24 protein-coding genes are annotated in these 26071 nt (G+C 69.3%); 13 read left to right on the forward strand and 11 right to left on the reverse strand.

Features of this window, described 5'->3' with window-relative positions:
* Positions 1-68 precede the first annotated feature (68 nt).
* Genes ABZX12_RS25225 through ABZX12_RS25235 form a run of 3 tightly spaced genes read right to left on the reverse strand, consistent with a single transcriptional unit; the run spans position 69 to position 2718 of the window.
* Entirely contained in the window at positions 69-653 is a 585-nt protein-coding gene (locus ABZX12_RS25225) for a GerMN domain-containing protein (protein WP_355696870.1), read from the reverse strand.
* Complete coding sequence (locus ABZX12_RS25230; RefSeq protein ID WP_355696872.1) at positions 650-2020, reverse strand: HAMP domain-containing sensor histidine kinase; 1371 nt, start codon at positions 2018-2020, stop codon at positions 650-652. The genes ABZX12_RS25225 and ABZX12_RS25230 overlap by 4 nt, the downstream gene beginning before the upstream one ends.
* Positions 2017-2718 carry a response regulator transcription factor gene (locus ABZX12_RS25235; protein WP_355696874.1) on the reverse strand — a complete coding sequence of 234 codons (702 nt, stop codon included), beginning with the start codon at positions 2716-2718 and terminating at the stop codon, positions 2017-2019. Before ABZX12_RS25235 ends, ABZX12_RS25230 begins: the two co-directional genes overlap by 4 nt.
* 142 nt (positions 2719-2860) lie before the next feature.
* Between ABZX12_RS25235 and ABZX12_RS25240 the strand changes: the two genes are divergently transcribed.
* Together ABZX12_RS25240 and ABZX12_RS25245 are read left to right on the forward strand one after the other, a co-directional pair.
* Positions 2861-3172, forward strand: a complete 312-nt coding sequence (locus ABZX12_RS25240; RefSeq protein WP_355696876.1) for an STAS domain-containing protein — start codon at positions 2861-2863, stop codon at positions 3170-3172.
* A complete protein-coding gene (locus ABZX12_RS25245; protein ID WP_355696878.1) occupies positions 3169-3618 on the forward strand; it encodes a hypothetical protein in 450 nt (149 codons plus the stop codon). The genes ABZX12_RS25240 and ABZX12_RS25245 overlap by 4 nt, the downstream gene beginning before the upstream one ends.
* A gap of 23 nt (positions 3619-3641) precedes the next feature.
* Here the strand turns inward: ABZX12_RS25245 and ABZX12_RS25250 are convergent, their stop codons facing one another.
* The 4 genes from ABZX12_RS25250 to ABZX12_RS25265 all read right to left on the reverse strand — a co-directional run bounded on the left by ABZX12_RS25250 (position 3642) and on the right by ABZX12_RS25265 (position 7008).
* A complete protein-coding gene (locus ABZX12_RS25250) occupies positions 3642-4493 on the reverse strand; it encodes a ferritin-like domain-containing protein (RefSeq protein WP_355696880.1) in 852 nt (283 codons plus the stop codon).
* A gap of 96 nt (positions 4494-4589) precedes the next feature.
* On the reverse strand, positions 4590-5444 hold the full coding sequence (locus tag ABZX12_RS25255) for a phosphotransferase (protein ID WP_355696881.1): 855 nt from the start codon (positions 5442-5444) through the stop codon (positions 4590-4592).
* Between the two features lie 125 nt (positions 5445-5569).
* Positions 5570-6385, reverse strand: a complete 816-nt coding sequence (locus ABZX12_RS25260) for an HAD family hydrolase (RefSeq protein ID WP_355696883.1) — start codon at positions 6383-6385, stop codon at positions 5570-5572.
* A gap of 146 nt (positions 6386-6531) precedes the next feature.
* Positions 6532-7008 carry a GNAT family N-acetyltransferase gene (locus tag ABZX12_RS25265; protein ID WP_355696885.1) on the reverse strand — a complete coding sequence of 159 codons (477 nt, stop codon included), beginning with the start codon at positions 7006-7008 and terminating at the stop codon, positions 6532-6534.
* Between the two features lie 45 nt (positions 7009-7053).
* On the opposite strand from ABZX12_RS25265, the gene ABZX12_RS25270 reads away from it, so the two are divergent.
* On the forward strand, positions 7054-8466 hold the full coding sequence (locus tag ABZX12_RS25270) for a PLP-dependent aminotransferase family protein (protein WP_355696887.1): 1413 nt from the start codon (positions 7054-7056) through the stop codon (positions 8464-8466).
* A 443-nt stretch (positions 8467-8909) separates the two neighbouring features.
* Here the strand turns inward: ABZX12_RS25270 and ABZX12_RS25275 are convergent, their stop codons facing one another.
* The gene (locus tag ABZX12_RS25275) at positions 8910-9881 is read right to left on the reverse strand and encodes an NmrA/HSCARG family protein (RefSeq protein ID WP_355696889.1); all 972 of its coding nucleotides are present in this window, start codon (positions 9879-9881) and stop codon (positions 8910-8912) included.
* Positions 9882-9964: 83 nt separating this feature from the next.
* Here ABZX12_RS25275 and ABZX12_RS25280 point away from each other — a divergent pair, with 83 nt between their 5' ends.
* Complete coding sequence (locus ABZX12_RS25280; protein WP_355696891.1) at positions 9965-10462, forward strand: MarR family winged helix-turn-helix transcriptional regulator; 498 nt, start codon at positions 9965-9967, stop codon at positions 10460-10462.
* 111 nt (positions 10463-10573) lie between these two features.
* Here ABZX12_RS25280 and ABZX12_RS25285 read toward each other — a convergent pair whose 3' ends face one another.
* Positions 10574-10852: a hypothetical protein gene (locus ABZX12_RS25285; protein ID WP_355696893.1), complete on the reverse strand. Its 279-nt coding sequence runs from the start codon at positions 10850-10852 to the stop codon at positions 10574-10576.
* 6 nt (positions 10853-10858) lie between these two features.
* Here ABZX12_RS25285 and ABZX12_RS25290 point away from each other — a divergent pair, with 6 nt between their 5' ends.
* The 5 genes from ABZX12_RS25290 (at position 10859) to ABZX12_RS25310 (ending at position 18704) form a co-directional block, all read left to right on the forward strand.
* Positions 10859-11767 (forward strand): FAD:protein FMN transferase, encoded by a 909-nt coding sequence (locus tag ABZX12_RS25290; protein ID WP_355696895.1) that lies wholly within the window; start codon positions 10859-10861, stop codon positions 11765-11767.
* Positions 11767-12312 (forward strand): hypothetical protein, encoded by a 546-nt coding sequence (locus ABZX12_RS25295; RefSeq protein ID WP_355696897.1) that lies wholly within the window; start codon positions 11767-11769, stop codon positions 12310-12312. The genes ABZX12_RS25290 and ABZX12_RS25295 overlap by 1 nt, the downstream gene beginning before the upstream one ends.
* An 86-nt stretch (positions 12313-12398) precedes the next feature.
* On the forward strand, positions 12399-13508 hold the full coding sequence (locus tag ABZX12_RS25300; RefSeq protein ID WP_355696899.1) for an NADH-ubiquinone oxidoreductase-F iron-sulfur binding region domain-containing protein: 1110 nt from the start codon (positions 12399-12401) through the stop codon (positions 13506-13508).
* Positions 13505-13726 (forward strand): ferredoxin, encoded by a 222-nt coding sequence (locus ABZX12_RS25305; protein ID WP_355696901.1) that lies wholly within the window; start codon positions 13505-13507, stop codon positions 13724-13726. The genes ABZX12_RS25300 and ABZX12_RS25305 overlap by 4 nt, the downstream gene beginning before the upstream one ends.
* Before the next feature lie 115 nt (positions 13727-13841).
* On the forward strand, positions 13842-18704 hold the full coding sequence (locus tag ABZX12_RS25310) for an NAD-glutamate dehydrogenase (RefSeq protein WP_355696903.1): 4863 nt from the start codon (positions 13842-13844) through the stop codon (positions 18702-18704).
* On the opposite strand, the gene ABZX12_RS25315 is transcribed toward ABZX12_RS25310, so the two are convergent.
* On the reverse strand, positions 18701-19441 hold the full coding sequence (locus ABZX12_RS25315) for a GntR family transcriptional regulator (RefSeq protein WP_355696905.1): 741 nt from the start codon (positions 19439-19441) through the stop codon (positions 18701-18703). The genes ABZX12_RS25310 and ABZX12_RS25315 overlap by 4 nt on opposite strands.
* Positions 19442-19583: 142 nt before the next feature.
* Here ABZX12_RS25315 and ABZX12_RS25320 point away from each other — a divergent pair, with 142 nt between their 5' ends.
* From ABZX12_RS25320 to iolC, 3 genes are read left to right on the forward strand one after another with little or no spacing between them, the layout of a single operon-like run.
* Positions 19584-20570 (forward strand): Gfo/Idh/MocA family oxidoreductase, encoded by a 987-nt coding sequence (locus ABZX12_RS25320; RefSeq protein ID WP_355696906.1) that lies wholly within the window; start codon positions 19584-19586, stop codon positions 20568-20570.
* A 14-nt stretch (positions 20571-20584) separates the two neighbouring features.
* Positions 20585-21469: a sugar phosphate isomerase/epimerase gene (locus tag ABZX12_RS25325; RefSeq protein WP_355696908.1), complete on the forward strand. Its 885-nt coding sequence runs from the start codon at positions 20585-20587 to the stop codon at positions 21467-21469.
* Positions 21470-21515: 46 nt separating this feature from the next.
* On the forward strand, positions 21516-22457 hold the full coding sequence (gene iolC / locus ABZX12_RS25330; RefSeq protein WP_355696909.1) for a 5-dehydro-2-deoxygluconokinase: 942 nt from the start codon (positions 21516-21518) through the stop codon (positions 22455-22457).
* Between the two features lie 19 nt (positions 22458-22476).
* On the opposite strand, the gene ABZX12_RS25335 is transcribed toward iolC, so the two are convergent.
* A complete protein-coding gene (locus ABZX12_RS25335) occupies positions 22477-22941 on the reverse strand; it encodes a hypothetical protein (protein WP_355697191.1) in 465 nt (154 codons plus the stop codon).
* A gap of 2107 nt (positions 22942-25048) precedes the next feature.
* On the opposite strand from ABZX12_RS25335, the gene ABZX12_RS25340 reads away from it, so the two are divergent.
* Positions 25049-26047: a deoxyribose-phosphate aldolase gene (locus ABZX12_RS25340; RefSeq protein ID WP_355697193.1), complete on the forward strand. Its 999-nt coding sequence runs from the start codon at positions 25049-25051 to the stop codon at positions 26045-26047.
* Positions 26048-26071: the final 24 nt, after the last annotated feature.

A 26071-nucleotide genomic window follows, 5' to 3' on the forward strand; every position in this document is an offset into this window, starting at 1 on the left:
GTGCCACCGTCAACTGCCACCGTCAACTGCCACCGTCAACTGCCACCGTCAACCGCCACCATTAACTGCTACCGGCTCCGTAGGGAGTCGTAGTCGGCTGCGGTGAGTGGCGCGGTCGTCAGGGCGCCGTCGGCCAGCAGGGCTTCGACCGGCACACCGTCGCGCGCGAACGTCACCTGGTCGATGGACTGCGACGCCGTGAGGGACAGGACGATCTGCCCGACGGCGAGGATGTTCTCGGTCGCGGACCTGCCGCCGGTGTGGCCGGACAGTTCGAGGACGACGCGACTGCCTCGCACCTCGACGATCGTCAGGATCAGGCCGGGCGGCAGCGCCGTGGTGATGCCGTCGGCCTGTTCCCGGTCGGTCGGTCCCGCAAGCAAGGCGTCGACCACCGCGGTGAGCCCGTCCGCGGACGTCGTCGCGGGCACCTCGCGCACCAGCGTGACCAGCTTGTCGTCGCGGACGAAGCTCACCTGGACGGCGGGCTTGCCGGTGCTCGGTCTGGGCGTCGCCGAGGACGGGCGAGCGGTGCGCTGCAGGCGGGACGGGATCTCGCCGGAGGCGATCGGCGCCGGTTCGTCCTGCATCGGAACGCCGCAGCCGGTGAGAACGAGCACCGCGGACGCGAGGCAGACGACGGCCTTCCTCACGACTCTCGCTCCGCTTCCGGGAGCCGTACGACGAACCGCGCCCCGCCGCCGGGCGATGCCGTGCACCACACGGCCCCGTCGTGGGCCGCTGCCATCTCGGCGACGAGCGCGAGCCCGAGACCCGTACCCGACGACGACCCGCGTTTCGCCGCGCCGGTGGCGAACCGCTCGAAGACGATTTCGCGGTCCTCGGGCCGGATGCCCGGACCGTTGTCGTCGACCAGCACGAGCACGTCGTCGCCGGAGCGGGTCACTGTGACGCCGGTGAGCCCGTTGCCGTGGGTGTTCGCGTTGTCGAACAGGTTGCGGAAGAGCCGGCCGAGCCGCGACTTGTCCGCCGCCACGAAGACGTCGTCGCCGTCGGGGAACGCCGGTGGTCCGGCGCCGGCTTCGCCGAGTACCTGTCGCAAGAGCCCGCCGAGGTCGATGACGGTGTTCGGCCGGTGGTCGAGTCCGGCGTCGGAGCGTGCGAGTTCGAGGAGGTCGTCGAGCAGCCGCCGGAAGCGCTGCAGATCGGCGGTGACGAGATCGAGGGCTTTTCGGGAGCGTTCGGGAAGCTCGTCACGCCGGGCGTTCAGCAGGTCGACGCTGCCGACGAGAGTGGTCAGCGGGGACCGGAGCTCGTGACTCACGTCGGCTGCCATCCGTGCGTCCCGCGTGATCCGCTGGTGGAGGGTGTCGACCATGCTGTTGAACGAGCCGACGATGGTGGCGAGCTCGGGATCGTCGGTAGCTGCCAGGCGGCGGTCGAGATCGCCCCCGGCGATCGAGGCGGCCGTGATCGCGACCCGGTTGAGCGGCGTGACCACCGACCGGCTGGCCCAGACCCCCAGCGCCGCCCCGGCCGCGGTGGCCAGCAGCGCGCCGCCGAGCAGGATGCCGCTGAGCAGACGCACCGTGCCGTCGAGTTCGGTCAGCGGGGCGATCTCGTAGAACTCGGCCTCGACCGTGCGCACCGGGACGCCGACGACAAGGGCCGGACCGTCGGCCGACCGGAACCGCTGACTGACCGAGCGTCCGGCGGCGATCTCCTGCTGGACCGAGGCGGGTACCGCATCGCGGCCCTGGTCGAGGGCCGAGGCGTACCACTGGTCGTGCCATCTGAGGATGATCGTGTGCCCGGCGGGTGTGCCGGCAGCGGTCAGTACGGCCGACACGTCAGCGCCCGCGCTCTCGAGCCGTCGCTGCACGAAGACCGCGTCGGCGAAGCTCTGGTGCTGGACGACGCGCTCGCGTTGGGCCAGCAGATAGCCGCGGGCCAGCAGGTACGTGCTGATCGCGAAGACCGCGGACACCAGGAGAGCCACCAGGGAGAAGGCCGCGACGAGCCGGTGCCGCAGGCCGAACGTACGACGTCCGCGCCTCATTGCGGATCCAGTCGGTAGCCCATCCCTCGGACCGTGACGACGACCTGCGGCCGTCCGGGATCGCGTTCGATCTTGGTGCGCAGCCGCCGGATGTGCACGTCGACGATCCGCTCGTCCCCGTAGTACCCGTGCTCCCACACCTTCTCGAGCAGGCTCGGGCGGCTGAGCACCCGGCCAGGTGGATGCGCGAGCTCGGCCAGCAGGCGATACTCGGTGACGGTCAGCGGGACGTCCTTGCCGTCGAGCATGACGGCCCCGCGCGAGGTGGACAGCACCAGGGCGCGGGCGGGGTCGGAGTCGAGGACGATGTCGGGTTCGGTCGCCTCGGCGGTGCCGCGCAGCCGGCGGCGGAGCGCGCGGATCCGGGCCGTGATCTCCTTCACCTGAAAGGGTTTGGTGACGTAGTCGTCGGCGCCCGCCTCGAGTCCGGCGACGATGTCGTGGGTGTCGGAGCGCGCGCTGACGATGACGATCGGGATGTCGCTGACCCGCCGTACCTCACGGATGCAGGTGTAGCCGTCGACCTCGCCGAGCATCAGGTCGACCATCATCAGGTCGGGCAGCGACGATCTGACGGCCTCCAGCGCCGAGGGCGTGTCGGCGGCCTCGGCGACTTGGTAGCCCTCGTCCTCGAGCGCCAGGCGCAGGACGGCCCGGATGCGATCGTCGTCCTCCACGACCAGGACATGCATAGGCATCGTCACATCCTCGCAACCGAACAGGTTGCCGCGACAGCCGGGCGAGCCATGTCATCCGATCGTAAAGAAGGCGTACCGGTGCTCTCAAACTCCGCGGGCCACAGTGGTGACATCACCCGAAGCCGCCGCGGAAGGGCCGTCGATGACCGACCCCACCCACAGCCCGCCTCCCCAGAAGGCGATCGTGACCCTGTCCGATTCGGATCTGGGCAGCGGACCGACCGCCTTGCGCTGGCAACTGCGCGGTCTGGTCATGGACGGTGTCAGCCTGGTCGTCGTCGACGTGTCCGAGCTCGACCAGATCTCCTCGACGGTGCTGGCCGCGTTGCTCGACACGCATCGCGTCTGCCGGCGGCGCGGCGGTGGCGTGGTCATCCGGCACGCGAGCCGCAGGATGTCCGACGTACTCCGCAGGACCGGGCTCGACCGCGTGTTCGAGGTCGAGGCAGCATGACGCGCCCGTACGTCGACGTCACGGTGGTCGAATTCGCCGCCCATACAGCTTTTCTCGATCCGGTCACCGGCATCGGTTACCTGGTGCTGCCGCCGGCCGGCTCCGACATCGAGGCGTTGTCGGATCCGCTGGTCGAAGCGGCCTGGTCCGAACGGCTCACCGACTTCGAGCGCCCGCGGCCGCTCTCCCTGCACACGGCCGACCGGCAACGGGCTTTGTCCTGTCTCGCAGAGACCGGATGGAGTCTGCTGCACGACGAGGACGGCGCGGTGGAGTCGGCAGGACGGACACGCGACGGGCGCCAGGCCGTGTGCATCTACGGGCCTGCGACGACAGAACAGCCGTCGTACGAGGCGCTGGACTGCGCCATCATTGCGCTCGACATCGCCGCGGACCTGGACCCGCACACCACCTGTGCCGAAGCTCCCAGCGTCCGCTGGGACTGAACCGCGCAGCAGACATCGCCACGTCACTGCGTGATTCCGAAGCGCCTCAGTTGTCGTTCGACGAGTTGTAGTCCGGCCAGCCCGGGCAAGGTGTCGATCTTGGTGTCGATCGTGCGGGCTTCCACGAGTCCGTCCTGATCGCCGTACAGATAGGTCAGCAGGTGCTTGATCTCGTCATGCGGCATCACCCCGGAACCGACGATGCCCCAACGCGCGCGGAGCGCCAGGCGCGTGATGCGCTGGGCTTTGGGCCGATCCGTCAGCCGATCGCGCGCCTGGCTGTTGTAGAACGCGATGTGCCGGGTTTCCTGCTTCGCGATCCGGCGCAGGATCTCGGTCAGCAGCGGGTGCCGCTCGACCGCCACGAGTCGGGAGTAGCCCGAGTGTGTGCACCATTCGTTGACGGCGCCCCAGGTCATGTGGGTGGCGATGAAGTCCTCGCCGACGAGGTTGGCCGCTATGGACTGCACCAGTGGCGCCCAGCGGTCGGACCAGCCAAGGTCCTTGCGCAGGGCCTGGGTGTGCTCGGGGCCGGTCGGGACTCCGTGGATCTGGAGCACTTTGTCGAGGATCTCACCGTGCCAGTACTCCTCCCAGTTCCAGCCGCTCAGGAACGTGGTGATTGCCGGGTCGCGGTGTGACGGTGTAATCAGGAGATCCCGCAGATAGCAGACAGTGTGCGTCTCCACGTCGCTCATGTAGCGCAGACACCGCAGCGTTCCGTCCGACAGGGGCCGCGTGCGAAAGCCGTCCAGGTCGAGATCGGCCCAGTCCACCGGCCGAACCGTGGCGGCATATGTTCCTACGTCAAAGCTCACATCAGACATTCGGAGCGGCGCCCGGGGCGGATCGGTGACCGCGGTGCCGCCCTTCACGGACCTGACCGTAGAAGTTCCGCGGCGCCTGCGAATCCGCGCAGGCGTGACAGTTTCGACGCTGTATCGCGACACGTGCGTCGCCTCCTGCGGACGTCAGTCCGAGGCGAACAGCTCGCCCAGGGCGGCCAACGACTTGTCGAGGTAGGTCTCGCGCCCGGGCTCCTGCCCGAACTGGAGATCCTCGAGCAGGGAACAGCGCGCGTAGAACCAGGCGCGGTTCCGGAGATCCGCACTGGCCGGGTACCGTTCGAGGGCGGCCTCGAAACCGATGCTGCCAAGGTCGCGCAGGATCAGACCGAGGTCGCGGGCCGGGTCACAGATGGCAGCGTCGGACCAGTCGATGATGCCGGCAACCGAACCGGTGCTCTTGGCAACGAGAACGTGCTCGATGCCAAGGTCGTTGTGGGAGAAGACCAGCGTCTGTGCCGGGTCAGGCAGTGGCGCGCGCAGGAAGTCCTCGATGCCGCGGTGCTGGCCGGGCGCCAGCCGCTCTGCCACGTCTGCGTACAGCTCCGCGGCTTCGTCACGCCAGTTGGCCAACGGTTCGTCGTCGACGTCTGCGATGTCGGTCCATAGGTCTGGGTCGGACGCGTGCAGGGCGGCAAGGAAGCCTCCGAGCTGTGCGCCGACACCTGCGGCCCAGGCCGACCGGCGGTCCGGCGGAAGGTCGATGAGCGGCGTGCCCGGGAGCTTTCGATAGGCGATGCAGTCGTGCTCGGGCAGGACGAAGACCGGTTCCGGCGCAGGCAGCGTGCTCACCTCGCCGAGCAGATCGAGCAGCGCCGCCTCTCGCCGTACCGCACCAGCCTCCCGAGCGATGCGAACCACGAGCTCGCTGTTCACCTCGTAGGCGACGTTGTCCAGTCCCGCGCCGAGCGGCACGACGCGTCGGACGCGGTAGCCGGGCAGCCCGATCGCCACCAGTTCGCGAACCCGAGAATCGGTCATGCCTGGACATGCTAATGACGGATATGTAGACACGCAACCTATGATGGCGTGATGGATCTTGCCGAGCATGCGGCGTGGGCCGCGGATTCCCAGGCGGGAACCGCGTGGCGGCACGTCTGCTGGACCTATTCAGTACGGCCGCCGCCCCGCTTCAGCTCGAGGACGTGCTCGAGGGCGTCGGCCACCGCGCCTTGGTCCGCATCGCCGACAACCAGATCAGCAGCGGCCCGTACTTCGAGTGGAGCACCGCCGACGGCGATGGCCAGTCCGACCGCGTCGAAGGCGTCGAGGTCGTTCATGCCGTCGCCGACCATGGCGACGGTGTCGCGGGTCAGGTCCAGGTGCTCGAGCAGCCAGGAGATGGCCGCGCCCTTGGACGTCCCGGCTGCCCCCACGTTGACAAAGGTCGTGTCCGGGGCCCAAGGGGTGGTGGCAGCGGAGACGGATGCGAGGGGCAGACCGGCGCAGGCCGTTTCGAGGCTCGGCCATTGATCGTGAGGCACGGTGAAGCAGGCGGCAACGGGCTGATCCGTCAAGTCGGCCAGCGAAGCCACCACGGTCGGCGTCACACCGAGGTTCTCGGCGTGCAGCACAGTGATTTGATCCAGCCGTTCGACAACCATCGCCTCCCCGATGTACAGCTCGAGCGGCACATCGTGCGCTGCGGCGAGGTCCCGCAGGGCGCGCACCACTGGAGGCGCGAGGGCGGTGGTGAGCATGGGTGGTCGGCCGGGACTGCCGATGACGGCGCCGCTGAGCAGGATGTGCGGCTCATCAGGGCCTACCCGGGCGGCCAGGTCGAGTGTGGAGCCAATCCCAGGTCGGCCGGTGCACAGCCCAACTCTGATGCCTTCCCGGCGGGCCGTCGCGAGCGCCGACCAGACTCTCGGATGGACGTCGTGATTGCCGATCAACGTGCCATCGACGTCAATCAGAACCAACCTGATCCCATCGGTTCGGCATCCGGCCGCGCGGTGTGATCCCGGTTCCGCCGCCGCGCGCCTCGGGCGCTGGACCGGAGCCCCCTGTGACATCGACGGCGCAGCCTCAGCAGAGTCGACTGGGCCCTGCGCGCCCGGCGACCGTGTCATCGCTCGAGCTGCCAGCTGAAGCACATCGATCGCGAGGCCGGCTGGTGGCGATCGTAGAAGCGGTGGGCTTCGGTACGGGTGAGGGCGGAGTCCAGTTCGAGGTGTATGCCGCCGTGCTCGCGCGCCCAGCGCTGGGCCTGGTCGAGCAGCTTCGCTCCGATGCCCAGCGAACGGTGCGCCGGATGCACGGCCAGGTCCTCCACCCAGCAGCGCTGCCCGAAACGGACAGACTCGATGTCGAGGTAGACAGAACAGAACCCGACCAGCTCTTGGTCAGCCTCCGCCAGCAGGACGTCGCTCCGTTGGCTGGCGAAGACCTTGACCAGCCGCTCGCCGGCGGTGCGGGGATCCCAGTCGACGGGTGTGCTGCCAGGAGCGGCGAACAGCCAGTTGCACGCCTCGACCAGCCGAGGAGCGTCCGCGTCCACGGCCGTGCGTGTGATGACTTCGCGAGCAGGATTTCGATCGGTCATACCGGCACCCTAGGAGGGCAGCGGTATGGGTTACAGTCCAATCATGTGCCGTTCTGCCATACCAATCTCGTGACCGGGCTCCCCTTCGACTGGTCGGCCGAGGAGGCTGGACCGTTGACGGAACGGCTGGTGGCTGCCCTCCGAACAGCTCTTCGCACCGGCCGCCTCGCCGTCGGAGACGAGCTCCCGCCAACCCGCGTCGTCGCGGTCGAGTTGGGCATCTCACGGTGGGTCGTTACGCAGGCGTACGAGCGACTCACCGCTGAGGGCTGGTTCGACGCCAGAGCAGGGTCCGGGACCACGGTCGCTCGTACTGCCACGAGAAGGGAGCCCTTCATCGCCGCCCCGGGGACGACTGCAGCCGCACCCGATTGGGACCTCACTCCCACCCTGCCCGACCTGTCGTCCTTTCCACGCGCAGCCTGGAGGTCGGCCTATGGCCGGGCGCTGAACACCCTTGAGAACCACGCCTTCGGCTATCCAGCCTCAGGTGGCGATGCCTTTCTGCGTGAGCAATTGGCCGGCTATCTGCGTCGAGCCAGAGGTATCGAGGCTCAGCCAGATGATGTGGTGATCACCCGCGGGACAACTCAAGGTTTGGCGTTGCTGTGCCGAGTCCTCAGACAGTTGGGCCACGCGGACATCTTGATGGAGGATCCGGGGTGGCCGAGAGCAGCCCTGGTCGCACAGAACGCGGGACTGGGGCGCGTCGCCGTGCCGGTCGACGAGCACGGCCTCCGAGTTGATCTGGCGTCCACCACCACGGCAACAGTCGCTTTCGTCGCTGCGACCCATCAATACCCGACCGGTGTACCACTCAGTCCAGCCCGCCGCACGGACCTCCTGCGCTGGGCGCGCGAGGGCAACAAGTTGATCATTGAAGACGACTACGACGCCGAGTTCCGCTACGACCGAAAGCCGGTGGGAGCACTCGCGGCGCTCGATCCGACGCAGGTTGCCTATTTGGGCAGTACAAGCAAGACCCTCGCGCCAACTCTGAGGCTTGGTTGGCTTGTGGTGCAGGGCTCTCTGCGCCGACATGTCCAGGCCTTACTGGAGGCAGAAGCAAGCACACCTGCTGGCCTCGAACAACGGACTTTGGCCACACTGCTGGCCGATGGTGCCTACGAGCGCCACCTTCGCAAGATGCGCCGTGTCTACCAGCGTCGGCGTACAGCGATGGTTGCGGCCCTCCGCTCAGCGCTGCCCGACGTGCAGATCAGCGGGCTCGATGCCGGTTTGCACATCCTCGTACTGCTCCCCGGGAACGTCGATGAGAAGGCGTTACAGGCTCAGGCGCTCAGGCTCGGCGCCTCGGTCACCGGCCTCTCTACCTGCAGGCTTTCGGCCCCCGGCCCGCCTGGGCTCGTCATCGGCTACGGCAACGTCAAAGAAGCCCAGGCGCCACTGATCGCTGAACTCCTCGCTGTTGCCCTCGGTCGGCGTGTCGCCGTGTGACACAGGCCGACCGGGACGGCGGCCGCCCGCTCGGCCGCACCGGGCCAACTGCAGCCGCGGGTACAGCACGGCACCCCGCGTCAGCCGGCAGCGCGCGGCCGATCCGCTGACCGCCACAAGGCGGCGTGGTCGTCGAGGACAGCCCGCTCGGCGTCGCCGCAGCCAACGCGGCCGGCATGACGGTGTTCGGGTACGCCGCACCCGGCTGGGAGCGCGGATCCCGCGCCGGTACGTCGACAGCGCTCCCACCACCCCAGTCGAAAAGTAGGCAGTCGGGCTGCAGGTGATCGGCCCCTCGTCCGCGCCAGAGCATTCCGCCTCACCTCCGGGGGAGATCACGGCACCACCGGGATCCCCGCCCGATCCCCAGCCAGATCAGACGCCGAGGATGCCGTGCGTGTTGGAGGTGACGGTCGCCGCACCGGGCGCTTCACCATCAGGGGTCAGCTGATCGCGGCCCGTAGCTCCTCTTTGTGCAGGTTGAGCCACGTTGCGAAGGACTGCAGCTCCGGGTTCAGCTCGCGGACCTTGGCGAGGTTGCGGTCGCCGGTGAACTCGTCGTGGTTCTCGGCGTAGAACTGGAACATGTTGGCCATTTCCACGGCCATCGGGAACGGGTACGTGCGGTACTCCTCCACGGTGGGTGCGTGGTAGACGACCTGCTCGCCGATGGCGTCGGTGAGGGCGGCGGCGTACTCGTCGCCGGTCAGGTGGTCGCCGGCGATGCTGACGGTCTCGCCGATCAGGTCGGGGTGCTTGAAGACGGCGAGGGCGCTGCGGCCGATGTCGTCGGAGGCGACGCCGGACAGCCGCTGGCCGCCCATCGGGAAGGTGATGGTCAGTACGCCGTCGGCGTTCCGGGTCGGCGGCATCGTGGTGGTGAACGCGTCGAAGTAGAAGGTGGTCCGCAGGAACGTCGTGGGCACGCCGTACTTCGTGAACAGCTCGTCGGCCTCGCCCTTCGCGTCGAAGTGCGGGACCTTGTAGCGCCCGTCGTCGAGGCTCGGGACGTCGTCGCGCCCGGCGAAGAACGGGCGGGTGTCCTCGAGCGTCGACCAGACCAGGTGCTGTACGCCGGCGTCGCGGGCGGCCCGCGCGGCGGTCTCGGCCTGGGCGAGCTCCATCTCGGCGCGGGTCCGGACGGCCTCCTCCTCGGGGGTCAGCGGAGCCCAGTAGTTCGTCACCACGAAGGCGCCGTACGCACCGTCGAACGCGGCCCGGATGCTCGCCTCGTCGTCGAGATCGGCGGCGACCACCTCGGCGCCCGCGGCGGCGAGGTCCTTCGCGGCGCCGGAGTCCGGGTTCCGGGTCAGTGCGCGGACGGCGAACTCGCCGGACGGGTCGGCCAGGATCGCGCGCGCCAGCGCGCCGCCCTGGGTCCCGGTGGCTCCGACGACCGCGATCAGCTTGCTCATATCCACTCCTCGGAGAGTTAGGTTGATGCGTCAACTCGACCACTCTAGCGCGATGGGTTGATGTGTCAACCCAAGCGGGTAGGATGGTGGATGTGAGCAGCAATGGACCCTGGCTGGACGACGCCGAGCAGAAGTCGTGGCGCAGCTACCTGCTGATGAAGCGGACGCTGGAGACACATCTGGAGCGGCACCTCCAGCGCGAGTTCGGCCTGTCCGGATCGGATTTCGAGATCCTGGTGAACCTGTCCGAGTCGGAGGCCGGCCGGATGCGCGCGTTCGAGCTGAGCCGTTCGACCCAGTGGGAGAAGAGCCGGCTGTCCCACCACCTGACCCGGATGGAGAAGCGCGGCCTGATCCGCAAGGAGGCCTGCGACTCGCGGTACCCGGAGATCGTCATCACCGAGGAAGGACTGGCGGCGATCAAGGAGTGTGCGCCGGCGCACGCCGCGCGGGTCCGGGAGTTCTTCGTCGACGTGTTCGGGCCGGAGCGGTTCGCGATCCTCGGCGAGGTGTCGGACGAGGTCGTCGGGACGATCGGCAAGCACTGCGAGGACGACTGCCCGCTGGAGGCACGCTCCTGAGAGGTGCTCTCAGAGAGCTTTCAGGAGAACTTGACGGTGGCTTGATCTCCTCTTGGAGTGCGGCTGAACAGCCTCGACCGAGGCTTGCGGCATGGTCACCACACACGGATCTCAACCCAACCGCCGGCGCTGGCTGCACCGTGCGTCCGCGGCCGCGATAGCCACCGCCGTCCTCGGCGTCGGCGCGACCGGGATCTCGGTCGCGGTCGTGTCGTCGAAACACTCCGGCAGCGGCAGCACCGGGACCACGGCGTCGTCGGGCAACTCGGACTCCTCCAGCACGAGCTCCAGTTCAAGCTCCAGTTCGGGCTCCAGTGCGGGCTCGGACGACAGCAGCTCGAGCGGACTCGGCTCGGCCGGCTCCGGCTCGACCTCGCAGGGCGGGAGCAACGGGTCATGACCGCCTCCCGTACCTGGACCGCCTGGAGCTGCACGGTCCGGCTGACCGTCGACGACCCCGCCGTACTCGGTGCGGCGTGCGGTGAGCTCAAGGCGCTGATGGACCGCGTGGACAAGGCCGCGAGCCGGTTCCGCCCGGACTCCGAGTTGTCGGTCGTCAATTCCCGCGCCGGCGCCCTCGTGCCGGTGTCGCGGCTGCTCGTCGACCTGGTCGACGTCAGCCTGGTCGCGGCCCAGATGAGCGGCGGCGCGGTCGATCCGACGGTCGGGCCGGCGGTGATCGCGGCCGGGTACGACGCCGACATCGAGGCGGTACGACGGCGCTTCCCGCAGCCCGCCGGGGACGCGCAGCCGGCCGCCGGCTGGCAGGAGGTCCGCCTGAACCGGAAGCTCGCGCTGCTCGGCGTACCGAAGGACTGCGCCCTCGACCTCGGCGCCACCGCCAAGGCCTGGACCGCGGACCGGGCGGCCAACGTGATCAGCAAGCACTACGGCTGCGCTGTCCTCGTCGAGATCGGCGGCGACCTCCGTGCGGCGGGCGCACCGGCGAAGCCGTGGGTCGTCACCGTGGCGGAACGGTCCGGCGACCAGGGCGTACTCGTCACGCTCGCGCACGGCGGGCTGACCACGTCGACCAGGACGGTACGGCGTTGGCAGACCTCGACCGGCTACGGCCACCACGTGATCGACCCGCGCACCGGCCGACCCGCGGACGGTCTGTACCGGACCGCGTCTGTCTGGGCACCGACCGCCGTACGCGCGAACACCTTCAGCACTGCTCTCGTCGCCACTGGCGAGGCAGCTGTCGGGAGGCTCAAGCTGGCCGGGCACCCGGCGCGGCTGATCGCTGACGACGGTCAGGTCACCGAGCTGTCAGGGTGGCCGGCTGCGAGCAGGGCCGCCTGATGACGCTGTGGTACCTGGCCCGAGCTGCCGGCGTGGTCACGATGGTGATGTTCACACTGTCCGCTGTGCTGGGGATGGTCATGCCGGTCGTACGGCGAGCCGAGCCCCGCTTCTGGCTGCAGTACGTCCACAGGTCGGCGGCTGTGACCGGACTGGTCCTGCTCGCGACCCATGTTGTCGCGGTCATCGCCGACAGCTACGTGAGCATCAGTCCGACCGTTCTGGTCTGGCCGTTCGGTGCCGGATACAGGCCGTTCGCCATGGTCGTCGGTGTGCTTGCTCTTTACAGCCTGGTACTGGCGTCAGTCATCGGGGCGGCTCGTGGCCGGCTGGCTGTCTCCGCGTCGTTCGCGAAGCACTGGCGCAAGCTCCACATCGCCGCATCGGTCGGGTGGCTGCTCTCCATCGGCCACGCCCTGCTGGCAGGTACCGACCGCAGTACGCCGTGGATGCTCGGCATCACGCTCGGCTGCCTGGCCGCTGTTGCCACCGCAGGCGCGTACCGCCTCAACGCGACGCCCACACGAGCTTGGAGGACCCAGTGATCACGGTCGAAGACACAAGGGTGATCGGTGAGGCAAGGGTTCTCGCCGGACTCGAGCAGGGTCGCCTGGACCTTCAGCGTCACCTTATGACGCATGGCCCGCAGCCCGAGCTCACCCGCGACGACTATGTGCGGCTCTGCGAAGCGGTAGGACTCAGGGGCCGCGGCGGAGCGGCGTTTCCGGTCGCGCTGAAGCTGCAGGACCTTCCTGCTCGCGGTGTGGAGGCCGTCGTGGTCAACGGTTCCGAGAGCGAGCCGGTGAGCCGGAAGGATCGGCTGCTCCTCACACGGTCGCCACATCTCGTTCTGGATGGCGCCGTCGGCTTGGCACACGCAGTGCGGGCTCCCCACGTGCTGATCGCCGTACACGACAGCGCCGCGGCCATGTCTCTGCGAGAGGCGCTGATGGAGCGCGACGATCGCCTGGCGGTCGAGGTACGCGAGACCCCGGGGCGCTTCGTCGCAGGTGAGGCCCGCGCGGTGCTGAGCGCACTGGAGGGCGGCCAGGCAGTACCGCCGGGTCGCCGGGTGCTGCCGACGCGCAAGGGATACCACCGGCGCCCGACGTTCCTGTCGAACGTCGAGACGTTCGCACAGCTCGCCGTACTCGCACGGCTCGGTTCCCGCGGGTTCAGCAGCACGGGTCTGACGAGCGAGCCCGGTACTCAGCTGCTGACGATCGACGGAGCGGTCCAGCGGCCTGGCGTGATCGAGACACCCACCGGCGTCCCACTCGACACAGTCCTGCAGTACGCCGGAGCAGAGCCCGGACCTGTCCTGCTGGGCGGGTACCACGGCCGCTGGCTCGCGCAGACCGAGGGCGTGATCCTGCAACGGCCGGAGGTGTCGGCCGGCATCATCTTGGCGCTCGGCTCCAGCACCTGCCCGCTCGGTGAGGTCACGCGGGTCGCTGAATGGTTGAGAGGTCAGTCAGCCGGCCAGTGCGGTCCCTGCGTCTTCGGTCTGGCTTCGCTGGTCGACGACTTCGCCAGACTGACAGTGGGGGACCCGCAAGGCTGGCACGACGCTCAGCGTCATCTTGGTCTGGTCCCGGGCCGGGGAGCCTGCGCGCACCCGGACGGCACTGCGAGGTTCCTCACATCGGCGCTGCAGGTTTTCGCCGACGACGTACGGCGGCATCTGTCGGGTCAGGGGTGTGGCCGGCCGGTGCTGGGAGTCCTCGGAGGTACCCGATGAACAACCCGGTGAACAACCCCGTGAACAAGGTCGAGATCGACTGGACCAGGTGTGACGGGCACGGCCTGTGCGCCGGCCTGCTGCCGGACGACATCGTCCTCGACGAGTGGGGATTCCCGGTCCTGCGCGACCGCGAAATCACCGCCGGTGAGCTCCCGGACGCGCGCCGCGCAGTCCTCGCCTGCCCGGCTCTCGCACTGCGCCTCGCGAATCGATGACAGGCCCGTCCCGACACCACACCAGTGACAGGAGTGGACTAATCTCTGAGTGACCGCACAACGTCGTGCGGTCCGGCGAGAGCGACGCCGACGTCACGTGTGGAGACGGTGGGGAATGCAGAGCAAGCTGGACGTCCAGAAGGCCGATGTGCTCGCCAAGGCGGTGGCCGCGGGCACCCATGGGCACGACAAGTCGGCCGACCCGGGCAAGCTGAAGACGTTCCTCGAGCAGTACTACCGGCACGTCGCCGCCGAGGACGTCGCCGAGCGCCAGCCGAACGACTGCCTGGGCGCCGCGCGGCACCACTACAAGTCCGCGATGTCGCGCCCGCAGGGCACGGCGAAGGTGCACGTCTTCACGCCGACACTGGAGGAGCACGGCTGGTCCGCGAACGGCCGGACCGTGGTCGAGATCGTCATCGACGACATGCCGTTCCTGGTGGACAGCGCCTCGATCGCGATCACCGAGCGCAACCTCGAGCTCCAGCTGCTGATCCACCCGCAGTTCGTGGTCCGGCGCGACGTCGCCGGCACCCTGCAGGAGGTCCTGGACGACACCGCGACCGCGGACGGACACGACCTGGTCCGCGAGAGCTGGATGCACCTGGAGATCGAGCGGATCGCGGACGTCGCCGAGCACCGCGTCCTCGAGCAGGCGCTGCAGCGGGTCCTGAACGACGTCCGCGAGGCGGTCGAGGACTGGCCGAAGATGCACGAGAAGGCGGTCAGCATCGCCGCCGGCCTGGACGCCGCGGAACTGCCGGTCTCCGAGAGCGAGGTGGAGGAGGCGCGGGAGCTGCTCGAGTGGCTGGCCGACGAGCACTTCACCTTCCTCGGCTACCGCGAGTACGACTTCACCATGGAGGGGCAGCAGGGGATCCTGCGCGGCCGTCCCGGGACCGGGCTCGGCATCCTCCGGCCGGACCCGAAGCCGGGTTCCGGCAAGTTGCCGCCGGAGGTGAGCGCCAAGGCGCAGGAGCGAAAGCTGCTGATCCTGACGAAGGCGAACTCCCGCTCCACGGTGCACCGGTCGGCCTACCTGGACTACGTCGGCATCAAGCAGTTCGACGCGAACGGCGACCCGGTCCGCGAGTGCCGGTTCATCGGCCTGCTGTCGTCGACGGCGTACACCGAGAGCGTCATGCAGGTCCCGGTGCTGCGGCGCAAGGCGCTGGAGCTGTTCCGCCAGACCGGCTTCGACCCGAACAGCCACAGCGGCAAGGGTCTGCTCGACGTGCTGGAGACCTACCCGCGCGACGAGCTGCTGCAGGCGCCGGTCGAGGACCTGCTGCCGATCGTGCAGTCGGTGCTGCACCTGCAGGAGCGGCGCGCGGTCAAGCTGTTCGTACGGCGTGACGTCTACAACCGGTACCTGTCCTGCCTGGTGTACCTGCCGCGCGACCGCTACACCACGGCCGTCCGGCTGAAGATGCAGCAGATTCTGCAGGATGCGATCGGCGCCGAGAGCGTCACGTACGCCGCCTACGTCACCGAGTCGGTGCTGGCCCGCGTGCACTTCGTGGTGCGGATGAAGCAGGGCGAGACCGTCGGCGAGTACGACGCGGACTTGCTGGAGCAGCAGGTCATCGAGGCGACCCGGGCGTGGGAGGACGACTTCACCGCGGCGCTGCATGCGCAGGGCGGCGACGGCGCGGTCACCAAGTTGTCCCGCCGCTACGCCAACGCGTTCCCGGAGGCGTACAAGGAGGACTTCGACGCGCGCGTCGCGGTCAACGACGTGCACGTTCTGGAGGGGCTGCCGGCCGAGAACGGGCTGGCCATGTCGCTGTACACCCCGCTCGACGAGGGGTGGGAGGGCGAGCGGCGGTTCAAGGTGTACCGCACCGGGTCGTCGCTGTCGCTGTCGCAGGTGCTGCCGCACCTGAGCGCGATGGGCGTCGAGGTCGTCGACGAGCGCCCGTACGAGATCCGTCGCGCCGACGGCACGATGGCCTACATCTACGACTTCGGCCTGCGGGCCCCGGAGGACACCGACGAGCGCGAAGAGCTGCGTACGCTGTTCTCCGACACGTTCCAGGCGGTGTGGGACGGCCGCGCCGAGTCCGACAAGCTGAACGCGCTGGTGTTGCGCGGCAACCTCAGCTGGCGGCAGGTGTCGATCCTGCGCGCGTACCAGCGTTACATCCGCCAGGGCGGTACACCGTTCAGCCAGGACTACATCGAGAACACGTTCCTGAACCACGTCGACGTGGCGCGCCTGCTGGTGCAGCTGTTCGAGACCAGCTTCGACCCGGCGCGCGGACCGGCCGACGACCCGGACCGGGTGATGCGCACCGACCAACTGGAGAAGGAGATCCTGGCCGCGCTGGACACGGTGCAGAGCCTGGACGAGGATCGCATCCTGCGGTCGTACCTGACCGTGATGAAGGCGACCCTGCGGACCAACTACTTCCAGCCCGGCGCCGACGGGCAGCCGCGCTCGTACATGTCGCTGAAGCTGGAGCCGAAGGCGATCCCCGACCTGCCGCAGCCGCGGCCGGCGTACGAGATCTTCGTGTACTCGCCGCGCGTCGAAGGCGTGCACTTGCGGTTCGGCGCGGTCGCGCGCGGCGGTCTGCGCTGGTCGGACCGGCGCGAGGACTTCCGCACCGAGGTGCTCGGCCTGGTGAAGGCGCAGATGGTGAAGAACTCGGTGATCGTGCCGGTCGGCGCGAAGGGCGGGTTCTACGCCAAGCAGCTGCCCGACCCGGCCGCGGACCGCGACGCCTGGCTGGCCGAGGGCATCGCGTCGTACAAGACCTTCATCTCCGGGCTGCTCGACATCACCGACAACATCGTTGCCGGGGACATCGTTCCGCCGCGCGACGTGGTCCGGTACGACGGTGACGACGCGTACCTGGTCGTCGCCGCGGACAAAGGCACGGCGACGTTCTCGGACATCGCGAACGGCGTCGCGAAGGAGTACGGGTTCTGGCTCGGCGACGCGTTCGCGTCCGGCGGCTCGGTCGGGTACGACCACAAGGCGATGGGCATCACCGCCCGCGGCGCGTGGGAGTCGGTCAAGCGGCACTTCCGCGAGATGGGCCACGACTGCCAGAGCGAGGACTTCACGGTCGTCGGCGTCGGTGACATGTCCGGCGACGTGTTCGGCAACGGGATGCTGCTGTCGGAGCACATCCGGCTGGTCGCGGCGTTCGACCACCGGCACATCTTCCTCGACCCGGCGCCGGACGCGGCCGTCTCGTTCGCGGAGCGGCGGCGGTTGTTCGAGCTGCCGCGGTCGTCGTGGGCGGACTACGACGCGTCGCTGATCTCCTCCGGCGGCGGCGTGTTCCCGCGCACCGACAAGGCGATCCCGATCTCGGCCGAGGTCCGCTCCGTGCTCGGGATCGAGAGCACGTCGCCGACGCTGACGCCGGCCGAGCTGATGCACGCGATCCTGAAGGCGCCGGTCGACCTGTTCTGGAACGGCGGCATCGGCACGTACGTGAAGTCCACCGCCGAGTCGAACGCCGATGTCGGCGACAAGGCGAACGACGCGATCCGGGTCAACGGGTCCGAACTGCGCGCCCGCGCTGTCGGCGAGGGCGGCAACCTCGGCTGCACCCAGCTCGGCCGGATCGAGTACGCCGCGGCCGGCGGCCGGATCAACACCGACTTCATCGACAACGTGGCCGGCGTCGACACCTCCGACCACGAGGTGAACATCAAGATCCTGCTCGACACCGTGGTCGCCGACGGGGATCTGACCGAGAAGCAGCGCAACGACATCATCGCGTCGATGACCGACGAGGTCGGCGCGCTGGTGCTGAAGAGCAACTACCGGCAGAACATCGCGCTGGCCAACGCCGGTGCGCAGGCGGCCGCGCTCATGCACGTCCACCAGGACTGGGTCCGGCGGCTGGAGAAGCAGGGCCTGCTCGACCGCGAGCTGGAGTTCCTGCCGAGCGTGACGGAGTTCAAGCGGCGCAAGGCCGAGGGCCGCGGGCTGACGTCGCCGGAGCTGTCGGTGCTGATCGCATACACCAAGATCGTGCTGGAGGCCGAGCTGCTCAAGACCTCGCTGCCCGACGACGCGTACCTGAAGCACAAGCTCGCCAGCTACTTCCCGAAGGCGATCCAGGAGCGGTTCACCGACCAGATCCAGGCCCACCAGCTGCGCCGCGAGATCATCACGACGCAGGTGGTCAACGAATTCGTGAACACGTCCGGCATCACGGCGTACCACCGGCTCTCGCTGGAGACCGGCGGGACCGTCGAGGACGTGGTCCGGGCGAATCTGGCCGCCTCGCGGATCTTCGCGCAGCCGGAGCTGCTGTCACGGAACTCCGAGCTGGACAACGTGGTCGACGCCGGGACGCAGACGCACATGCGGCTGGAGACCCGGACGCTGGTCGAGCGCGCGACCCGCTGGCTGGTCAGTAACCGGCGGCCTCCGGTCGACATCGAGGAGCTCATCGAGTTCTTCGGTCCGGGGATCTCGAAGCTGACGTCGGCGCTGCCCGACGTACTGCGCGGGCGTGAGCTGGCGCTGTTCGAGCAGCGGCGCGAAGCGCTGGTGCAGAAGGGCGTCTCGGACGACTTCGCGACCCGGATCGCGGTGCTGCCGCCGGCGTACGCCGGTCTCGGGATCGTGGAGACGGCGTCGCGGGACGACATCGACATCTTCGAGGTCGCCAAGGTGCACTTCGCCCTCGGCGAGCGGCTGCAGCTGGGCCGTTTCCTGGAGCGGATCATCGGCCTGCCCCGGACCGACCGCTGGCAGACCATGGCCCGCGCCGCCCTCCGCGACGACCTGCACGCGGTCCACGCCCGCCTCACCCGCCAGGTCCTGGCCAACACCGACCCGTCGGCAGACCCCGAGGAACGTGTCGTCACCTGGCAGGACCAGAACGCCACCGCCCTGGCCCGAGCCGCCACGATGCTCGAGGAAATCGTCGAGACCGAAGGCCCCGAACTGGCCCACCTCTCGGTCGGCCTCCGCTTGGTGCGGACCCTGATCGCCAGCCAGGCTTAGCGTTCGGACACCACGACGTCGACGGAATACTGGTCGGCGCGGTAGCAGTGGCTGCCGTATTCGACCGGGGTTCCGTCGGCGGCGTAGGCGGAGCGGGTCATCGTGATGAGCGGCTCCGCCTTGGACATGTGCAGGGTACGGCGTTCCTCGGCGGTCGCGTTGCGGGCGCCGATGCGCTGGCGCGCGACCGTGGGGCGGATGCCGCGGGCGCGCAGTACGGCGTACAGACCGTCGCTCGTCAGCTCGTCCAGGCTCAGGTCGTTGAGGGCCGGAGGCAACCAGTTGCGCATGATCGCGAGCGGCAGGTCGTCGGCGTACCGGAGCCGGACGATCGCGACCAGCGGCGTACCGAGCGGGACTTCGAGGACCGCGGCGGCGCGGTCGTCCTGCGCCGCGCAATCCAGCGCCAGCACCTCGGTCCGCGGTGTGCGGCCCTCGCGGGCGAGGTCGTCGTACAGGCTGGTCAGCTCGGCCTTGCGGTGCACCATCTGGTTCGCGACCGTGGTGCCGATTCCGCGGCGCCGGACCAGGAGCCCCTGGTTGACCAGCTCGGAGATCGCCCGGCGCACCGTCGGGCGGGACAGGCTCAGCCGGTCGGACATGCCGATCTCGTTCTCGAACGGGTCGCCCGGCCGCAGCCGCCCCTCCGTGATCGCGGCCGTCAGTTGCTCGGCCAGCTGGTGGTACAGCGGCACAGGGCTGCTCCGATCGAGCTGGATCGGGAGCACAGCGGTCATGGGGCGGATGTTACCTGTAAATGTGCCGACGTGAGAATGTGTTAACAAAGTATTGACACCCGGGCCACGCGGCCGGAAAGCTGACGAGCAACCAGCGCGCTGCGGGGACTGTGGCGCGCCGTTCTCGAGAGGGGCAGCGCGGATGCGGATCGGGTTGGTCGGGGTCGGGCGGATCGGGGCGTTCCACGCCGCGACGCTGAAGGGGTTGCCGGCGGTGGATCAGGTGGTCGTCGCCGACGCGGATCCCGGCCGGGCCCAGGCGGTCGCGAAGGAGCTCGGCGTCGAGTCCGCCGCCGACGTACCGGCGCTGCTCGCCTCGGGTGTCGACGGGTTCGTGATCGCGGCGGCGACGTCCGCGCACGCGTCGCTGATCGAGGCCGGGCTCGCGGCCGGCGTACCGACGTTCTGCGAGAAGCCGGTCGCGCTGGACCTGGCCGAGACCGAGCGGGTGCTCGGGCTGGTCGAGGCGTCCACGGTGCCGGTACACATCGGTTTCCAGCGCCGGTTCGACGCCGGGTACCAGGCGGCGCGGGCGGCTGTGGCGTCGGGAGAGCTCGGGTTCGTGCATCACATCCGGGCGAACACGAACGACGCCTTCCCGCCGCACCGGGAGTACATCCCGCAGAGCGGCGGCTTCTTCCGCGACTGCACCGTGCACGACTTCGACATCATCCGGTACGTCACCGGCCGCGAGGTCGTCAGCGTCTACGCCACCGGCGCGAACCGCGGCGAGACGTTCTTCGGCGAGTACGGCGACGTGGACTCGGCGGCGGCGCTGCTGACCCTCGACGACAGCACGTTCGTCGCGGTCAGCGGCACGCGGTACAACGGCGCCGGGCACGACGTACGGATGGAACTGCACGGCAGCCTCGGCTCGATCGCGGTCGGCCTCGACTCGCACACCGCGCTCCGCTCGGCCGAGCCCGGCGTCGGCTTCCCGGAGGGGCCGCCGCACATGACCTTCATGGACCGGTTCCAGCCCGCGTACGTCGCCGAGCTGACCGCCTTCACCGAGGTCGTCGCCGGCACCCGCGAGGTGCCGTGTACGGTCCGGGACGCGCTCGCCGCCTTCCGGATCGCCGACGCCTGTGAACTGTCCCGCCACGAGAACCGCATCGTCACGCTGTGAAGGGTTTCTTCGACATGACTGAACTTGCCGCGCGGATCGCCGGGGCCCCGATCTCGTGGGGCGTTTGCGAGGTGCCGGGCTGGGGTTGGCAGTACGACGCCGAGACGGTGCTCGCCGAGATGCGCGCGGTCGGGCTGGCGGCGACCGAGTTCGGCCCGGACGGCTTCCTGCCCGACGACCCGTCCGACAAGTCGAAGACGCTCGCGGACGCCGGGCTTCGGGCCGTCGGCGGATTCGTGCCGGTCGTCCTGCACGACCCTTCCCACGACCCGGCCCCGGAGGTGGCCGCCGCGCTCGAGGGGTTCGTCGCTGCCGGCGCCGGGACGCTGGTTCTCGCCGCGGCGACCGGCCAGGACGGGTACGACGACCGCCCGGTGCTGGACATCGCCGGGTGGAACACGCTGCTCGCCAACCTGGACAAGCTGTCCGCGCTGGCGGCCTCCCGTGGTGTGCTCGCGACCCTTCATCCGCACGTGGGGACGATGGTCGAGAACGCCGCCGACGTCGCCCAGGTGCTGCAGGGGTCGTCGATCGGCCTGACGCTGGACACCGGCCACCTGCTGATCGGCGGGGTCGATCCGGTGGCGCTGGCCGTCGACCACACCGCCCGGATCCGGCATACGCACCTGAAGGATGTCGACGCCGCCTGGGCCAAGCGGGTGCAGTCCGGCGAGGTCACCTACACCGACGCCGTACGCGGCGGGATGTACCGGCCGCTGGGCGCCGGCGACATCGACATCGCCACGATCGTCGGCACACTGGAGAAATCCGGGTACGACGGCTGGTACGTGCTGGAGCAGGACACGATCCTCCTGGACCGCCCGGCGGACGAGGGCCCCGTGGTCGACGTCCGAGCGAGTATCGCGCACCTGCGGTCGATCGCGGCGGGGCTCGCATGACCGCCCGCACGACTGTCTGCGGGACCCGTGGGGATGGGAAGGTCTGATGGTGGACGACGTACTGACGATCGGGCGCATCGGGGTCGACCTGTACCCGCTGCAGATCGGGACGCATCTGGAAGACGTCACCTCGTTCGGCAAGTTCCTCGGCGGGAGCGCGACGAACGTGGCGGTGGCAGCGGCGCGGCACGGGCGGAAGACGGCGGTGATCAGCCGGACGGGGAACGACCCGTTCGGCACGTTCATCCACCGCACGCTCGGCGAACTCGGGGTCGACGACCGTTTCGTCAGCCCGGTGGACGGGTTGCCGACGCCGATCACGTTCTGCGAGATCTTCCCGCCGGACAGCTTCCCGCTGTACTTCTACCGGTTCCCGAAGGCGCCCGACCTGGTCATCAACCCGTCGGAGCTCGACCTGGACGCGATCCGCGAGGCACGCATCTACTGGTCCACGGTCACCGGCCTGTCCGCCGAACCGTCCCGCTCCGCGCATTTCGCCGCCTGGGAGGCCCGCGGCCGGCGGCCGATCACGGTGCTGGACCTCGACTACCGCCCGATGTTCTGGGCGGACCCGACCGAAGCCCACGAGCAGGTCTCGCGCGCGCTGGAGTACTGCACCGTTGCTGTCGGCAACCGTGAGGAGTGTGAGGTCGCGGTCGGCGAGACCGACCCCGACAAGGCCGCCCAGGCTCTCCTCGACCGCGGCCTCGAGTTGGCCGTGGTCAAACAGGGCCCCCGTGGCACCCTCGCCCGGACCCGCGACGAGCGCGTCGAGGTCCCGCCGTACCCGGTCGAGGTCGTCAACGGTCTCGGCGCCGGCGACGGCTTCGGCGGCGCACTCTGCCACGGCCTCCTCTCCGGCTGGCCCCTGGAAAAGATCATCCGCTTCGCGAACACCGCCGGCGCAATCGTCGCCTCCCGCCTCGAATGCTCCACCGCCATGCCCACCACCGAAGAAGTCCTCTCCCACCTGGGAGCCGAATCATGAGCCCCCACGACGAAGACCACTACACCGAACACGCCCGCCCCCTCCCCATCCACCGCCCCCAAGAAGACCCGGACGCCACCACCCTCACCCCCGGCCCCAACGACCCCACCATCCTCACCCCAACCGGATACAGCGGATCGGACGACCGGAGAGGTGCTGAGCACGCCGCGTCGGACGACCGGAGGAGTGCTGCGTACAGCCGATCGGACGACCGCAGGGGTGCTGGGCACGTCGGGTCGGACGACCGCGGGGGTGCTGGGCACGCCGGGCCGGACGACCGGAGGGATGCCGGGAATGTCGGGCCGGACGACCGGAGGGGTGCTGGATACACCGGGTCAGCCGACCCCACGGTTCCTGGCCACCTGGGACCGGACGATCCGAACGCTCCTGGGTACGCCGAGTCTGGCGACCGGAGGGCTGCTGGACGCAGTGGGTCGGAGGGCCCGAGGGCTGCTGGGACCAGCAGACCGCCTGCCGAGTACAGCGGGTCGGACGATCCGACGGTTCTTGGTTACACAGCCTCGAACGCTCCGACAGCCGGTGAGCATGTCAGGTCGAACGATCCGACGATCCGCCCGCACGTAGGTGCCAACGACCCAACGGTGATCGCACGCCGCCCTGACACCGCCGGCGCGAACGACCCAACGGTCACCCCGCGCCGCCCCGAATCCACCAACCCCGGTGACCCGACGGTGATCGCACGCCGCCCCGAGGCTGCCAACCCCGACGACCCAACGGCGATCGCGCGCCGCCCCGAGGCTGCCAACCCTAGTGACCCGACGGTGATTGCGCGCCGCCCTGATACAGCCGGTCCCGACGACCCGACGGTCATCTCAGGCTCCTCGCCCCACGGCTCTCATGCGATCCCCGGCGAACCCGCCGGCCACGGCAGCCGTACGGCGCAGGGCGCGACCTCGAACTCTCCCGGAACCCCGAACGCACCCGCGACGCACAGCGCTCGCGTGACCGGAAGTGCGTCTCCAGAGCCGTCAGCGCGGCAGTACGCCGACCCGCACGCCCCAACAGCAGGCCTGAACGACCCAACGGTCCCTGTACGCCGCCAAGACACACCCGGCCCTAACGACCTGACGGTAATGCTCGACACCTCCCGAGGACAGGCAACCCCCGACGGCCAAACCACCGTCATCGGAAACCTGAACCTCCCCACCACTCCGCCCGCCCACCACGGGCCGACATCCGAACAGACCCACCCCGGACAAGCCACAAGCGAACAGGCCGCGGATAACCGGACCCCACGTGAACAAGCCCAGCCGAACCTCCACAACCCGAGCCCGCACGACCCCAGCATGCACGAGCAGGTCGTGCGCGAGCAGGATGCGCGCGAGCAGGGTGCGCGTGAGCAGGTTGAGCGGGCGCAGGACATGCGCGAAGAGACTGTGCCTGCGCAGGCTGCAGGTGTGGCTGTCGGAGATGGCCTGGCGCGGGGTGGGGCCGGGATGTCGCTCGGTCACCAGTTGAGTGGTGTGACGGTACGCGGTGAGCAACGGGCAACCGTGCCTGCTCCACAGGCCGGCGAACCGTCCAGCGCGCCGCGAGCCGCGCATGGTGAGGACGCCGACCAACATTCGCCATCGAACGCCCCGACGCGCGATCCGGAACTGGCCAACAGCCACACGGAAGCCGGACGTGATTCGGAACTGGCAGACGGGCGCACGGAAGCCGGACGTGATCCGGAACTGGCAGACGGGCGCACGGAAGCCGGACGTGATCCGGAACCGGCAAACGGACGTGCGGAAGGCGCGTCTGTCGAGGAAGCCGACACGGCAAGTCGCCCGCTGGTTGAGCAATCGGTCATGTCAGGCGGCCAGCAGCAAGCGCCGTCGTCTGGCACCCCTGCAACCGACGACGAGACTGCCGACCAGCCGGTCGGCCCCGTGCACGCTGGCATACCGGAGCCTGTCGCAGGAGCAGGAGCAGGAGCAGGAGCAGGAGCAGGAGCAGGAGCAGGAGCTCCGGCGACCGAGGGAGATGTCGGCCCAGCGGCGGCCTACTCGGCGGATGGTCCCGACGCCCCAGGTGGCTCGGGTGACAGAACGAATGCCGACGAGCCGGGAGTTGCAGGCACAGGCGGTGCGGGTGCATCTGACGTGTTGGTCGGGTCGGTCGGCGGGATGGATGCCGGGGAGCCGGGAGCCGCAGACACAATCGGTGCGGGCAGTGCAGCTGACGCGGTGGGTACCTCGAGTGGCGCCGGTGCGGCCAGTCTGCCCGATTCCGCGAAAGCGGGCGGTGTGTCCGGGGTGGTTGGTGCTGCGGGCGTCGGAGCAGCAGCCGGTGCGGTTGGTGTGGGCCGCGTGGTCGGCGCCGGTGGAGCGAGCTCTGAGGCGCCGGGCGGAGCTGCGGAGGCTGCGGCTGAGGGTGTCTCGGCGGCCGGGGATGTCCGTGGTGTCGGCGAACTTGCGGGGGAGCAGGCGGCGGAGGACGTGGGGGACGAGGTCGGTGAGCTGTCAGGTCGCGGCGCGGGCGAGCGTGTCGCGGGGCAGACCGGTGACGAGTTTGCGCGACGGGTTGGCGGGCAGGGGGATGGTGCAGGTGCGGGGGACGAGGGTGCCGGACAGTTGAGGGGCGCCATGAGTGGGCCGTCCCGTGAGGTGGCTGCTGCCGGTGCCGCTAGTGCTGCTGGTGGTGCGGATGGCTCGGTTGGTGGTTCTGCTCGGTGGGGGGATGACTGGAAAGAATTTGGGGAGCGGTTGGGGGAGTTGACTGAGATTCGGGTTCGGCATCCGGAGCGGGTGGCTGAGGGGTGGTTGCAGCGGCGGACTCGGGCGCTGGTGGGGGATGACGGGCGGCTGTTGATCGTGGCTGCGGATCATCCGGCGCGGGGGGCGCTGGGGGTGCGTGGGGATCGAATGGCGATGGGGAGCCGGGCGGATCTGATTGCTCGGTTGATGATCGCGTTGCAGCGGCCGGGGGTGGACGGTGTGCTGGCTACTCCGGATGTGTTGGAGGACCTGCTCCTGCTCGGTGCGCTGGAAGGCAAGGTCGTCATCGGGTCGATGAATCGGGGCGGGCTGCAGGGTGCGGCGTTCGAGCTGGACGACCGGTTCACGGCCTACCGGACTGCTGACGAGATCGCCGCGCGGCGGCTCGACGGCGGGAAGATGCTGACCCGGATCGATCTCGACGATCCCGGGACCGTGGCGACGTTGGAGAGCAGCGCGGCGGCGGTGACCGGGCTGGCCGAGCACAAGTTGATGGCGATGGTCGAGCCGTTCTGGTCGACGCGCGGCGAGGACGGGCGGGTCGCGAACCTGCTCGATCCCGACTCCGTCATCAAGTCGATCCAGATCGCGTCCGGTCTCGGCGCGACGAGTGCCTACACCTGGCTGAAGTTGCCGGTCGTGGACGAACTCGATCGCGTGATGGAGGCGACGACGATGCCGACGCTGCTGCTCGGTGGTGATCCAACCGCCGCGCCGGAGGCGACCTATGCCTCGTGGGGCAAGGCACTCGAACTGCCGTCGGTCCGTGGGCTCGTGGTCGGACGTGCGCTGCTGTTCCCGCCGGACGGCGACGTGGCCGCGGCCGTCGACCAGGCCGCCGCGCTGGTGCACGGCGACACCGTATGACCCGGACAGCTGAGGTTCCGAGGA

It is taken from the genome of Kribbella sp. NPDC003505, from assembly GCF_040610875.1.
Classification (GTDB): Bacteria; Actinomycetota; Actinomycetes; order Propionibacteriales; family Kribbellaceae; genus Kribbella.